Source organism: Cohnella sp. 56 (assembly GCF_037963805.1).
GTDB lineage: Bacteria > Bacillota > Bacilli > Paenibacillales > Paenibacillaceae > Cohnella.
On sequence record NZ_JAZDQE010000006.1, the window covers coordinates 343,784 to 356,406 of the forward strand.

At 61.8% G+C, this 12,623-nt stretch carries 7 protein-coding genes; 2 read left to right on the top strand and 5 right to left on the bottom strand.

The genetic code is table 11. From position 1 onward, the window contains the following. Positions 1-49: 49 nt before the first annotated feature. Positions 50-3,505 (bottom strand): beta-galactosidase, encoded by a 3,456-nt coding sequence (locus tag VQ071_RS13765; protein WP_340514590.1) that lies wholly within the window; start codon positions 3,503-3,505, stop codon positions 50-52. A gap of 158 nt (positions 3,506-3,663) precedes the next feature. Here VQ071_RS13765 and VQ071_RS13770 point away from each other — a divergent pair, with 158 nt between their 5' ends. Next, on the top strand, positions 3,664-5,994 hold the full coding sequence (locus VQ071_RS13770) for a helix-turn-helix domain-containing protein (protein ID WP_340514592.1): 2,331 nt from the start codon (positions 3,664-3,666) through the stop codon (positions 5,992-5,994). 999 nt (positions 5,995-6,993) lie between these two features. Here the strand turns inward: VQ071_RS13770 and VQ071_RS13775 are convergent. Genes VQ071_RS13775 through VQ071_RS13785 form a run of 3 tightly spaced genes read right to left on the bottom strand, consistent with a single transcriptional unit; the run spans position 6,994 to position 10,566 of the window. Then, entirely contained in the window at positions 6,994-8,595 is a 1,602-nt protein-coding gene (locus tag VQ071_RS13775; protein WP_340514593.1) for an ABC transporter substrate-binding protein, read from the bottom strand. Positions 8,596-8,653: 58 nt separating this feature from the next. Further along, positions 8,654-9,574 carry a carbohydrate ABC transporter permease gene (locus tag VQ071_RS13780; protein ID WP_340514595.1) on the bottom strand — a complete coding sequence of 307 codons (921 nt, stop codon included), beginning with the start codon at positions 9,572-9,574 and terminating at the stop codon, positions 8,654-8,656. A 17-nt stretch (positions 9,575-9,591) separates the two neighbouring features. After that, positions 9,592-10,566 (bottom strand): ABC transporter permease, encoded by a 975-nt coding sequence (locus VQ071_RS13785; protein ID WP_445293292.1) that lies wholly within the window; start codon positions 10,564-10,566, stop codon positions 9,592-9,594. A 347-nt stretch (positions 10,567-10,913) separates the two neighbouring features. On the opposite strand from VQ071_RS13785, the gene VQ071_RS13790 reads away from it, so the two are divergent. After that, positions 10,914-12,209 carry a glycoside hydrolase family 125 protein gene (locus VQ071_RS13790; RefSeq protein WP_340514596.1) on the top strand — a complete coding sequence of 432 codons (1,296 nt, stop codon included), beginning with the start codon at positions 10,914-10,916 and terminating at the stop codon, positions 12,207-12,209. Between the two features lie 185 nt (positions 12,210-12,394). On the opposite strand, the gene VQ071_RS13795 is transcribed toward VQ071_RS13790, so the two are convergent. Next, positions 12,395-12,623: hypothetical protein (locus VQ071_RS13795; protein ID WP_340514597.1), on the bottom strand; the 229-nt coding region annotated here is incomplete at its 5' end.

A 12,623-nucleotide genomic window follows, 5' to 3' on the forward strand; every position in this document is an offset into this window, starting at 1 on the left:
GCAAGCGCTCGCATCGATGCCGAACGAAGCAACGACCTGTGCTGCAAGCTTAGCGCGCGCCGCTCGGCTCGGAGCGGGCGACGGCGACGTCCCGGTAGGCGGCGATCAGCTCGCCCTGCGCGTCCGTCGCGAACAGCACCGACCGTTCGCTCGGCAGCGTGAACCGGTAGCGCGATTCTCCGTCGGCGATCGCCACCTCGCAGTCGGCGCCCGACTCCGAGATGAAGACATACAGACTGCCGCGCTTGAACGTCAGCCTCGTGCCGTAGACGCCGGGGTGGTCGCCGCCTGCTTCCCATACCATTGCGCCGCTTCCCGCCCCCGCCTGCTCCAGCGCTGCCGCATACAGCGCCTGCAGCGTATCCGTGCGCTCGTTCAGCTCGAGCGGCAGCGGACACCAGAGCAGCTTGCCGGCGCCGAGCGGACGGACGAGCAGCTCCGCGGTCCGGTTCCAGCCGTCGCGGTCCGCACCCGGCACGACCTCTTTGCTCAGCTGGCCGATCTTGCGGTCGCCGAAGGAAGCCCGGTACGTACGGCCTGCGATCCGCACCTGCTCCTCGCGCGACAGGTTGGTCAGCCGATAGGCTGTGCCAACCGCCTCCGCCGCCCGCGTGGTCGGCTTCCAGTAGGCGTCGAGCCCGATGGGACCGGTGAACAGCAGCGTGCCTCCATGAATCTCGACATGCCCGAGCAATTGGTCCAATGCTTCGTCGCTGAAGCTGTGCGCGCTCGGCACGATGATGAGCCGGGGCTTGTCCGCGGCCAGCGAATCGAGATGCAGCTCGCTGATGCCGTAGAACGGCACCTTCATGTCGTAGGCGAGCACCCGGGTGAGGCTCTGCGTCGCCTCGCAGGCGAACCTGCGGCTCGAGAAGTCGTTCGTATACGGGAAGACGACGGCGATGTCCGCCAGCTCGCGCTCCTCGAACAGGTCCGCGATGCGCCCGATGAAGCGGCCGAAGTCGTACGACACGTCCGCCTCCGGCTTCTCGGTGCCGTCCGCCCGCAGCGCGCCGATGTTGGACTCGCACACATTGTCCATGTAGTAATTCGTGTTCCACAGCCAGTGCACGGCGCCCGCGCTGCCGCCCGCGAAGGCGTAGGCGTATTTGCGCTCCAGCAGATTGCGCAGCTCCTCCTCCGTCCGCTTGGCGCGATTGTCCGGCATTTCCACGTACATGATGCCCGTCTCCTGGATGAGTGTCGGCTTGCCCGGGTCCTTGCCGAACAGGCCGTCCCACAGCAGCTGGTCGTTGAGCCACCACGTATGCACGTTCGTGTAGTCGACGCTCTGCGCGTACATGAACGGCGACGGCCGCGGCCCCCTGCCCAGCGCCTCGTCCTGCCCGACCGTGACCAGATGCCCGGGTGTCAGCGAGCGGATCGTCGCGCTCAGCGCCTCGACCCAGCGGTTGTGCATGTCCATCGTGAACAGCGTGTAGTCGAGCCAGCGCCCGTTTTTCTTGAGCTTCTTCACGTCGTGGATGTCGAAGGCGATATCGGTCTGCTCCGGCGGCTCGGCGGCTTCGAAGTCCGGCAGCTCGGTCGGCGTCATGTTCCAGCGGGCCTGCAGCCGCTCGATCGTGCCGTGCCGCTGCCGCAGCCATGCGCTGTACGCCTGCCGCTCGAACTTGTCGTGCAGCGCGCGCGGACCGGTGAAGATCCGTGTCGGGTCGAAAAGGGAGGGCTCGTTGATCAAGTCCCACTGCACGTTCGACGTGTCCTTGTGACGGGAGACGACGGCTGCGATGAACCGCTTCTGCGCCTCGACGCTGCGCGGGTCCAGGTACGGATTGCGTCCCTCCCAGGCCTCCGGCGCGAAGGCGAAAAACGTAAAGGTCACTTCCAGCCCGTGCCGCGCAGCCGTCAAAATAAAAGCGTCGATCGCGCGCAGCTGCTCCTCGGATGCATGCCCGTCCTCGAACATCAGATGCCGCCACGCGCTCCACATGCCGGTGCGAATCCAGTTGATGCCCGCCCGCTTCATCGTCGCCATCTCCCGGTCCCACAGCGCCGGGTTCGGCAGGTTGATGAACTTGCGGCCGGTGTCCGACGCCATATAGGTCATGCCGACGACGGGAAAAGGCTTGCCGTCCTTGATAAAATAGTCTCGTCCGGCGGCCAGCGGCGCGCCGCGCCGCAGCAGCTCCCGGTCGTAGCACCAGAAGCCCTGGTGCAGCAGACGGCGCTCGCCCGAGGCGGACACCGCCTCGCAGGCGATCGCGTAGCTGCCCGGCGCGAGCGCGGCCGGCGCCACGAAGGTCATGTACGCGATCTCGCCGCCCACGCTCAGCGTCAGCTCCTCCTCCCAGAGCGGAGCGTTCCCGGCGAACGCCTCGTCCCCCCGGTCGGGCAAGCTCTCTACCGCAGCTCGGTCATGCTTGAGCGCTGTCACAGCCTCCGCAGCTTGATCGCGCTCGATCACGGTCATGCCCTCCGCAGCTCGCTCCCGCCCGACAGCCTTCACAGCCTCCGCAGCTTGATCGCGCCCGACAGCCTTCACAGCCTCCGCAGCTTGATCGCGCTCGATCGCTGTCATGCCCTCCGCAGCTCGTTCCCGCCCGACAGCCTTCAGAGCCTCCGCAGCTTGGTCCTGCTCAAGCATCCCTTTCGCCTCGGCCGCTTCCCGCTCCGGCGCCCCCCGCCTGCGCAGCGCGATCCGCAGCCGCCACTCCTCCGGCTCGCGCGCCCTGCCGCCGTCGGCCGCAGGCGCGATCCGCTGCGCCTGCACCGTCAGATGCGGCGTCTCGGCCGCGTGATACGCCGCATAGCTCGGCTTCAGCCACAGCTCGGTCACGCCGGCGTCGCAGTATGCCGCCCACTCTACGAGCGCCTCCGCGCCGCCGCCGGACCAGAACCGCGCCGTCAGCCGCTGGTTCGCCAGCAGCCAGCGGCCGCCTGCGAACTCGCCGCGATAGTGCTCGAGCAGCACGACCGGCGCTGTCACCTCCCGGCCGTCTTCGCTCACGCCGACGAGCAGCGGCTGAATGCGGGCGTTCATCGGCCCCGACGAGCCGGTCGCCTGGTTCAGCTGATCGCGCTCATGCGTCACATGCAGCACGAGGCCGTACGTGTCGCCGATGTCGAACAGACCTTCGCTCCCCGCCAGCAGCGGGCGCTCGGGATTGTGCCGCAGGACGGCGGCGCGCGTCCCGTCCGCGGCGAGCGCTTCGTGGATGTGGAGCTCCTGATGGTAGGCCGTCATCTCCGGCTCGGGAATCCAGCCATCCGCGGTCAGGCCGACCGGCCGCTTGAACGGCGCGCCGCCCGCGTGAATCCAGCCTTTGCCCGAACCGAGATGCCGCGAGATGGCAGGCCAGGCGTCCCTTGGGAAATACGGGCCGTGCAGGTGGACGAACGTCCCCGCATCCTCCGCGTCCAGCGCCTCGGCCAAGCCTGCGGCAGCGACGACCCGGCAGCTGCGGCGCAGCTCGGCCAGAGCCGCCTCGTCCGGCGCCGCTCCGTCGCAGGGGAACTGCGCGTCGTAAAAGATAATCGTTGCCATAGGACACGCTCCTTTATATTTGAAATCGTTTCCTTTCCTTAAAAGCCGTTTTATCGTTATAATGATTGAACAACGTTATAATGTTTGAACGTTTGTTTAAAATATGGACAAGCCGGAGCCTGCTCCCGTGAACCCGAATGATGCAAGGAGCGTTGCCGATGTTGAACTTGACGGACAAGCGAGCTTTCGTTTCTCGCATGCGTCTGAACTGGAACCATTTTAAATCCAAGCTGCTCTTAAAATACACGCTCTCCTACATCCTCATCTTCCTGATCCCGCTGACCGGCGTCACGGCCTCCGTCTACGAGAGCGCCGTGCGCAGCCTGCGGACCGAGATCGAGCAATCCAATCTCAATCAGCTCAATCAGGTGAAGCGGACGTTGGACGGCCGGATTACCGAGCTGCAGGAGATTGCCGGGCGCATCGCCTACGACGAGCATCTGACTTCCTATATGGCGCATCACGACTACTACGGCATGGAAGCGATCCAGACGCTGGCGAACTACAAGGCGAGCAGCAGCATTTTGCAGGATCTCTTCCTGTACTTCCGCGACGATCCCGTCATCTATTCCTATCGCGGGCTGATGAACCTCGATGTGGCGTTCGGGACCACCTACCAGTTCAGCCAATCGAGCAGGCGGGAGCTGACACGCGAGATGAATACCGCGATCCAGCCGATCATGCGTCCCGCCGAGCAGGTCACGATCAACGCCCGGCAGGAGACGATGCTGACGCTGCTCGTGCCGATCAAGCCGAACAATCCGTTTCCGTACGGCACGGTCGTCTACCTGATGAAGGAATCGAATCTGACCGGCATGATGGCGTCGATCTTGAACGACTTTTCCGGCAGCAGCTACATTTTCGACGCGCAGGGCAACCAGCTGACGGGCACCAGCCAAGGGGATACGATGGACCGGACCGGGCTGAATCGGCTCGCGTCCTTGTCGACCGGCATTCACAGCTTGACGCTGGACGGCAAGCAGCAGTCCGTCGTGGCGGTGAAGTCGGAGACGAACGACTGGACGTATGTGACGACGATGCCGAGCCACCAGTTTTTCAGCCGGGTCGCGCATATCAAGTCTTTGATTTTGATCGTCTTCTGCTTCGTCGGCCTCATCGGCATTGCGGCGGCCATGGTGCTGGCGAGACGGCAGTATCACCCGATCAAGAACCTGATGGAATTCGTCAAGCTGCGGGGCGCCGGCGCCGCCGAGGCGGCGGACAGCCGCAACGAGTGGGACTGGATCCGCCACACGATCCACGAGTACAGCGCGCGGGCGGATATGCAGCAGCCGTATGTGCGCAATCAGTGCCTGCTCCTGCTGCTGAAGCACGGCAAGCCCGAGGACCCCGAGATCGAGCGGCTCGTGCACAGCGCGGGTCTGGAGCTGGCGCCGGGCAGCAGTCTGTGCTTCTCCGTCATCCTCACCTGGGAGGAGCTGCCCGATCCGGCTTCGTCGCGCGCGATCGTCGCGCAGCTGGCCGAGATGTTCCGCGAAGCGAAGTTCCCGGCGCTCGGGGCCGGCGCCTACGGCGTGGACCTGTCCCCGTCGGAGCGGTTCGCGCTGATGGTCACGATGAGCGCCGAGGGCGACCTGCCGGTGCAGGAGCGCGCGGAGCAGGTCGTCGGCGCCGTGCTGTCGCATATCGGCGGCGAGCTGCGGCAGCAGCTCTCGCTTGGCGTCGGCACGCCCTACGACAGCCTCGGCGAGCTGAACCAGTCGTTCATCGAGGCGGCGACGGCGCTGCAGTTCCGCCTCATGGGCGAGCAGGGCCGCGTCACCTACTTCGACCGGCTGGCCCAGCAGGAGCATGCCTCCGGCGATGCCTTCTGGCTGCCCAAGAAGTCGATGCTCAAGCTTGAGCAGAGCCTGAAGCAGGGCAACGAGGCGGTTGCCGCGCAGACGATTCAGAGGCTCGTGGACGAGATCCGCGGCGTGAAGCTGTCCGCGTCCCTGCTCCGCTGCGTCTGCTTCGACCTGCTCAACGCCCTGCTGCGCACCGCTTCGGAGTACGGCATGACGGATGTGATGAACAACATCCCCGGCTTCACGTCGTTCGAGACGCTCGAGGAGCTTGAGAGCCGGCTGATCGAGCTGTCGGCGCAAATCTGCCGCCAGGTGGAGCGCAGTACGGAGACCGAGCAGCAGTCGCTCATCGAGAACATCGTCGAGTATGTGGACAGCCAGTACGCCGACTACACGCTCAGCCTCGAGCATATCGCGCTCAAGTACTCCGTCTCGACCTCGTACCTGAGCCGCAGCTTCAAGGAGAAGATCGGCATGACCTTCTCCCAGTACATCTGGCGGCTGCGTACGGACGAGGTGATGCGCCAGCTCGTCACCACGAGCGCGCCGCTCAAGGAGATCATCGAGCGGGTCGGCTACCTGGACGCGCCGAACTTCATTCGCAAGTTCAAGAACGAGACCGGCTACACGCCCGGCCAGTACCGCAAGCTGTACGCGCAGGTGAACGTCCCGGCGGAGTAGTCGCGCGGACCCGAGGATGGCGGCATCCCGCTATCCCGCCGCAGCCAACGTGCTAGAGTCACCTTAGCGGAAATAAGTTCCGCTATCCCGCCGCAGCCAACGCACTAAAGGCACATTAGCGGAAATAAGTTCCGCTATCCCGCCGCAGCAAGCGTGCCAAAAGCACATTAGCGGAAATAAATTCCGCTATCCCGCCTCAGCCAACGTGCTAAAGGCACCTTAGCGGAAATAAGTTCCGCTATCCCGCCGCAGCCAGCGTGCCAAAGTCACCTTAGCGGAAATAAGTTCCGCTATCCCGCCGCAACCAGCGTGCCAAAGGCACATTAGCGGAAATAAATTCCGCTATCCCGCCGCAGCCAATGTGCCAAAGGTACCTTAGCGGAAATAAGTTCCGCTATCCCGCCGCAGCCAGCGTGTCAAAAGCACCGTAGCGGAAATAAGTTCCGCTATCCCGTCGCAGCCAGCGTGCAAAAGGCACATTAGCGGAAATAAGTTCCGCTATCCCGCCGCAGCCAGCGTGCCAAAAGCACATTAGCGGAAATAAGTTCCGCTATCCCGTCGCAGCCAACGTGCTAGAGTCACCTTAGCGGAAATAAGTTCCGCTATCCCGCCGCAGCCAACGTGCTAGAGTCACCTTAGCGGAAATAAGTTCCGCTATCCCGCCGCAGCCAGCGTGCCAAAGTCACCTTAGCGGAAATAAGTTCCGCTATCCCGTCGCAGCGAGGCCGGCCACTTTCCGCTTCACGTGAGTCGCGCCTCGTTCACCGCCTGCCCGCTGGCCCCGCTGCCGCGCAAAGCTCCCTGCAAAAAAAACAAATTCTCCGCATCGGCGGGCGACGACGGAGAATTGTTGAAGCCGTCAGGCAGAAGCCGTCAGGCAGATGGCCGTCCCGCCAGGCGGGCGGCCTTTGCTGCGGCTCGCAGCTTATTACTGCCTTTCACAATTCTGCAGCTTCTGCTACGCCGCCTTCAGGCAGCCCCGCAGCCGCAGCCGGCCCTTTAGTTGGAGGCCCAGCGATCATAGGCGCCCTGATAGATTTTCGCCATTTTCTCGGCGCCCATCTTTTTCAGCGTGGCCGTATACTTGTCCCAGTTGCTCAGCGGCTCGGCGCCGGTGATGAACTTGGCTTCCATCTGGTTGACGTACGTGTTGAGGTCGGACGTCAGGCTGTTGATCTGCGTCTGCTCCTCGGACGTCAGGAACAACGTCGGGAACGGCGGACGCGCGCCCTGATCGAGCAGCTTCGTCTGCGTTTCCTTCATGACCCACATATCGAAGTCGCCCTTCAGGCCCTTGTCGATATCGTCGAAGTTGATCGTCGGCGCCGGGATGCCGTAGTTCGGCGTCAGCGTCGAGCGATACTTCTCGCGGTCGGTGCCGCCGTCCGGGATCGGCAGGTATTCCTTCGTGCGCGTCGCCTCGTCCGTGTATTTCCACAGAATGCCTTCGGGTCCTTTGCTGAACAGCAGCGAGCCCTCATAGGAATACAGGTAGTCGGCCCAGCGCATCGACGCTTCGGGGGACGGGTTCGTGCTCGAGATCGCGAACGCGCCCGGCGTGATCCCGGCGTTCTCCGCGATGACCGGCTTGTCCACCATGTCGCTCTTCACCGGCGCGTACATCGGATCGTCCGTCGAAGGCTCGCCGCCCAGCGACATATAGGCGTTCCAGTTGGAGAACATCGCGACCTGATTGTTCTGTATCTTCGCCTTCTTCTGCTCGTCCGTCTGCGAGAAGCTCTCGTGATCCAGCAGATCCTCGTTCCACAGCCGGTTCATGAACGTGAGATATTGCTTGAAGCCTTCCTCCAGCGGCGTGTAGTGCACGGTCTTGTTGTCGTCGACGTAGATCGCATCCTCATACACCCCGAACGAACCGAGCAGCCAGGTGCGGACGTCGCGCAGGTTCACATCTCTGGCGTTGCTCGCCGTCAGCGGGATCTCGTCGGCTTTGCCGTTGCCGTTCGGGTCCTCCGTCTTGACGCGCTTCAGATACGTGTACAGCTCCTCGGTCGTCGTCGGCAGCTTCGTGATGTTCAGCGCCTTCAGGAAGTCGCCGTTGTACCAGATCGGATTGCGATACCAGTGCTGGCTCATATCGATGACCGGCAGCGCGTAGATATGACCGTCCGGCGCGGTGATCGACTTGCGCACCTCCGGGTTCTCCTCCAATATTTTCTTGAAGTTCGGCGCATACTCCTCGATCAGCTTCTCCAGCGGGATCAGGATGCCTTGCTGGCCGTAGTTGATCTGTTCGGCCGTCGTCAGCCCCGCCGCGTAGAACATATCCGGATATTCGCCGCTCGCGAAGACGAGGTTTTTCTTCGTATCGAAGCTGTCCTTCGGGGCATTGCGGAATTCGAGCTTGATGTTGCTCTGCTCCGCCATGACGTCGAGCACCTTCATCTTTTTCCAGTCCTGCTCGCCCGTGTCCGGCGCCATCAGCGTCAGCGTGAGCGGCTCGCTCACGATCGGGAAGCCCTCTTTGTTTACGGTTGCGCTCGCCGCGCCCTTTTTCTCATTCGAAGCGCAGCCGGCCAGCAGGCCGATGCCCACCGATGCCGCGAGCAGCAGCTTGCCTGTTTTTGCATAAGATCCCATATATGAACCCTCCCGTTGATGATGATAAATCGTGTAAATGGACGCCCGCCGCCCGCCGTCAGCCCTTGACCGAGCCGATCATGACGCCCTGGACGAAGTAGCGCTGCAGGAACGGATAGACCGCGATGATCGGCAGCGTGGAGACGACGATGACCGCATATTTGAGCAGAGAGGCCGTCTCCGCCTTGGAGTTCATCGCCTTGGCGATGTCGCCGCTGATCGCGGCGCCGGTCGTCTCCGCCGTCATCTCCTGAAGCACGAGAATCTGCCTGAGCACCATCTGGAGCGGATACTTGGCATCGTCGTTCAGATAGAGCAGGGACGGCAGATAGCTGTTCCAGTGACCGACCCCGTAGAACAACGCCATGACCGCGATGATCGGAAAGGAAAGCGGCAGCACGACGCGTACGAACAGCTTGAGATTCGTGCAGCCGTCGATCTGCGCGGCTTCCTGCAGCTCTCTTGGAATCGTCGTCTGGAAAAATGTCCGGGCCACGATCAGATTCCATACCGATACGGCCACCGGCAGGATGAGCGCGCCCATCGTATTGATGAGATGGAGATCCTTGACCACGAGATACGTCGGCACCAGTCCGCCGTTGAAGAACATCGTCACCAGGATAATGATAACGAACAACGTGCGTCCTACAAAATCGGAGCGGCTGAGCGCATAGGCGGCGGGCAGCGTCACAGCCAGATTGAGCGCCGTCCCGAGCACCGTGTAGATGATCGTATTGAGATAACCGCTCCAGATTTTGGAGTTCTGGAACACGAGCGTATACCCGTCCCAGGTGATGCCCTTGGGCAGCAGCCACATCTCGCCGGCGTTCACGAGCTTAGGCGAGCTGATGGATGCGCTGAGAATATAGAGCAGCGGATACAGCACGACGATCAGCGCGATGCACAGGAACACATACACGCCGAGCATGAATAGCCGGTCGCCTCTGGATGACTTGATCGCCGAGTCGGCAACGTTCATATTCGCATTCCTCCCTTCTACCACAGGCTGGTCTCGCTGGTCCGCTTGGCGATGCGGTTGACGAGGATCAGCAGGATGGCGTTGATGACCGAGTTGAACAGCCCTACCGCGGTCGAGAAGCTGTACTGCGCGTCGACCAGACCGGTCCGGTATACAAAGGTGGAGATGACGTCGGAAGACTCCATGTTAAGCGAATTTTGCAGCAGCAGAATCTTCTCGAAGCCGACGCCGAGGATATTGCCCATGTTGAGGATGAGCATGATCGTGATCGTCGGGACGATCGTCGGCAGATTGATGTGCAGGACGCGCTTGAAGCGGCTCGCGCCGTCTACGATGGCGGCCTCGTGCAGCTGCGGATCGACGCCCGCCAGCGCCGCCAGATAGATGATCGTGCCCCAGCCCGCGCTCTGCCATACTTCGGACAGGACGTACACCGTCTTGAACCACCGCGGATCGGTCAGGAACTGCGGCGCATCGATGCCCACCCACGCCATGATCTTGATGACGATGCCCGAAGACGGCGACAGGAACGTAATGATCATCCCGGCCATGACGACGACGGAGATGAAGTGGGGCGCGTACGTCACGGTCTGGACGGTTTTTTTGAACAGTCCGTTCTTCGCCTCGTTGAAGGCGAGCGCCAGAATGATCGGCAGCGGGAATCCGACCGCAAGCGCATACAAACTGATGCCGAACGTATTCCAGATCAGATCCCAGAAGTAATACGAGTGGAAAAAACGTTCAAAGTGGGCGAATCCGACCCACGGGCTGTCCATGATCCCTTTGGCCGGCATGAAGTTTTTGAACGCGATCTGGACCCCGTACATCGGCAGATAATGAAATAAAACAAAGTAGACCAGCGCCGGCGCGACGAACAGGTACAGCTCCCAGTTGCGCCGGATCCGTTTGCCCAGCGATGCGCGTTCGGCAAGCTTCGTCGGCAGCGGCAGTCCGCCGTCCAGTGCCTGGACTTGCTGCGATTGTGCTTTCACGTTGCTCCTCCTTTCTTGCTGAACTGCTAAGCCGCCGGACATTTATCCTGTGAGCGCATTCATCCCTCGGCAGGCGTCGGCGCGGCAGCGATTGCAATTCGAATTGTAGGGAAGGCAGGTCCGTACCGTAAATATGTGAGATGTGCATTGTCATTGTAAAAACAGAGAAAACCCTTGCGGCGCAAGGGTTGCGGAGCATACGCGTTCTCGTTGGCACATGCCCGGAATGTGTAAAATTTTAACCGTTTTCAGGGCTGCAAACGATACATATTGCGCGGTCTCGCGAGGTGTGCCAACCTGTTGGATGATTCGTTACGAGCCTGACCGACCCCAAGGAGGAAATGAATATGACGCAGACCGCATCCGCCCTGCCCCCTTCGATCCGCGACTTTCTCGACCAAGCCGACCGGCGTCTTGTCCATCGACCCAAGCTGCAGCGAATGTTCCGCAACTGCTTCCCCAATACGCTCGAGACGACAACCAAGCTGCTGGACGACGGCACGACGTTCGTCTTCACCGGCGACATCCCGGCCATGTGGCTGCGCGACTCGACCGAACAGGTGCGTCACTACCTGCCGTTCGTCCGCGAGGACGAGGAGCTGCAGCGGATGATCGGCGGGTTGATCCGGCGCCAGCTTTTTTACATTAATCAGGACCCGTATACCAACGCGTTCAACGAGACGGCCAGCGGCAAGCACTATAACGCCGGCGACCTGTCCGACATGACCCCCTGGATGTGGGAGCGCAAGTACGAGCTGGACTCTCTCTGCTTCCCCGTGCAGCTGCTGTACGACTATTGGCAGGCTTCCGGCAAGACGGACGTATTCGACGACGCTTGCTATCAGGCGCTCGTCTCGATCGTCGATGTCATCCGCACCGAGCAGCGCCATATGGAAAAGTCGCCCTACCGCTTCCTGCGCCCCGGCTTCAAGGAGACCGAGACGATGCAGAACGACGGCCTCGGCCTGCCCGTCAACTACACCGGCATGACATGGTCCGGCTTCCGGCCGAGCGACGATGCGTCCCTGTTCGGCTACAACGTGCCGGGCAATATGTTCGCCGTCGTCATCCTCGGCCATATCCGCGACATCGCGAGCGAGATCTATGAGGACGCCGGCCTTGCCGAGCGCGCGCAGAAGCTGCGCGAGCAGATCGACTTCGGCATCCGCGCCTACGGCATCGTCAACCATCCGCGCTTCGGCCGTATCTACGCGTACGAGACCGACGGCTTCGGCAACTACTGCCTGATGGACGACGCCGGCACGCCGGGCCTGCTGTCCATTCCGTACTTCGGCTACGCGCCGGCGGACGATCCCGTCTACCAGAACACGCGCCGGTTCGCGCTCAGCTTCGACAACCCGTACTACTTCGAGGGCAAGCATGCCAGGGGCATCGGCAGCCCCCACACGCCGGATGGCTATGTATGGCATATGGCGCTGTCGATGCAGGCGCTCACGAGCACGGACGAGCAGGAGGTCAAGGACCTTATCGAGGTGCTGATCGCCACCGATGCCGACACGGGCTTCATGCACGAAGGCTTCAACCCCGACGATCCCGCGATTTTCACCCGCCCCTGGTTCGCCTGGTCCAACTCGCTGTTCGCGCAGGTGATCTGCCGGGCGATGGACAAGGGTTGGGTGTAGGATACAGACGAAAAGGAAACCTTCAGGGAAGATCGGGGATCTCCCTGAAGGTTTCCTTTTTTGGGGATGACATCAAACATCCGATTCGCGCGGCTGCCTGTCGCTGGCTCATCCGAAGCCTTTCTGACGGGCCAGCGGATCGCCGCCCGCTTCGATCTTTCGCCCTAATACCTGCATATATACATCTAATTTGGCCGATGCCGACCCTTTGGAGACGAAAAGCTGCAAAAACGCAGGTTTTCTCCTTCATCAGAAGGATTATCGGCTTGCGCTTTGCATTTACCTGCATATTCTCCTAGGCCCCCTAATCCAATTGGAGTCCCATCCCACAATGATTTAAACTGGGGATAAGGGAGATGATCGGGATGGGCGGTAAGAAGTGGAAAGAAGAAGTGCGCATTAGAATCGTCAAAG

Bases quoted from the DNA above. Each gene is read 5' to 3' on its own strand.
- VQ071_RS13765 (WP_340514590.1), bottom strand. From the start codon at position 3,505: ATGGCAACGATTATCTTTTACGACGCGCAGTTCCCCTGCGACGGAGCG.
- VQ071_RS13770 (WP_340514592.1), top strand. From the start codon at position 3,664: ATGTTGAACTTGACGGACAAGCGAGCTTTCGTTTCTCGCATGCGTCTG.
- VQ071_RS13775 (WP_340514593.1), bottom strand. From the start codon at position 8,595: ATGGGATCTTATGCAAAAACAGGCAAGCTGCTGCTCGCGGCATCGGTG.
- VQ071_RS13780 (WP_340514595.1), bottom strand. From the start codon at position 9,574: ATGAACGTTGCCGACTCGGCGATCAAGTCATCCAGAGGCGACCGGCTA.
- VQ071_RS13790 (WP_340514596.1), top strand. From the start codon at position 10,914: ATGACGCAGACCGCATCCGCCCTGCCCCCTTCGATCCGCGACTTTCTC.